At 73.6% G+C, this 1154-nt stretch carries 1 protein-coding gene; it reads right to left on the bottom strand.

Features of this window, described 5'->3' with window-relative positions; translation table 11 throughout:
* Positions 1-60: 60 nt before the first annotated feature.
* Positions 61-1154, bottom strand: a 1094-nt coding sequence (locus BN12_RS21870) for a sulfatase-like hydrolase/transferase (RefSeq protein ID WP_048555646.1), incomplete at its 5' end; no start/stop codon positions are given.

Genomic DNA, 1154 nt, shown 5'->3' on the forward strand with positions numbered 1-1154 from the left:
TGACGCCGCCCTTCCTTCAGATCCACGAAGGAAGTCCGGCTGACGCGGCCCGGACCACGATCAGCGGTACGCCGCGAGGAAACGGTCGCGGAACTGGTCCATCCGCCACCGGGGCGCCTCCGGCGTCGGCCGGAGCCCGTCCTGCCAGCCCCACCCGTCGATGCGGTCCAGGACCGACGGGTCGTGGCTGATGATGCTGATCGGCACGTCGCGGTCGCTGTGCGGCCCGGACACGATGCTCGCGGGCTGGTGGTCGCCGAGGACGACGAGGACGAGGTTGTCGTCGTGGGCGTTCTCGACGAACGCGACGAGGGAGTCGAGGGAGTAGGCGATCGACCGTCCGTACGACGCCTGGACCCGGGCCGGTGTCGGCCAGATCTGCGCCGCGCTCGGCTGCCCCGCCGGCATGCCCGCATAGACCGAGCTGTCGGTCGCCTCGGCCCACGGGACGAGGGACGGCAGGGGAGTCCACGGCCCATGGCTCGAGACGAGGTCGACCTCCGCCATGACCGGTCGGTGCCCCGGAGCGAGCTCGCGCTGGGCCAGCCGGGCGAGGGTGAACTCGTCGGGGACGTCGGCATACCCGAAGGACGGGCCCGTGTACCCGAGGTCGTCGGCGTCGGACATCGCGTCGAACCGGTAGAAGCGTGACCCGACCCACCACGGCCCGTGGTCGGAGGGCACCACGCTCGCCGTCCGCCAGCCGGCCCGCCGGAACGCGCTGCTCAGGGTGAGCCGGTCGCCGGCGACGAGGTCGTCGTAGCGCTGCTGGTCGTCGACCCACAGGCCCGACTGGAGCGTCGAGTGGGCGAGCCAGCTCAGGCCGCCGTACGTCGAGGAGGTGAGCAGGGCGCTGCGGCTCGACCAGCCCCCGCGGGACAAGGCGGACTGGGCTCGGGTGAGGGCCGCCGACACGGGGGTCGTCACCGTCGCCGGCCCGTCGAGCGCCACCCGCCCGTAGCTCTCGACGAAGACGAGGAGCACGTCCTTGCCGTGCAGCGCCGTGAGGAGGTCGGCGCCCGGTGTCGCCTGGTAGGGGTCCACCGCCGCCTGCCGGGCGAAGGCGGCCCGGTCGGCACGGTCCGCCTCGACCTGCTCGACGTGGCCGACGACGAGACCGGCCGCGCTCGTGGCCGCGACCGGGTCGCCGGTGC

Origin of the sequence: Nostocoides japonicum T1-X7, assembly GCF_001046855.1 — a bacterium.
In the GTDB taxonomy this organism is placed as follows: Bacteria; Actinomycetota; Actinomycetes; order Actinomycetales; family Dermatophilaceae; genus Nostocoides; species Nostocoides japonicum.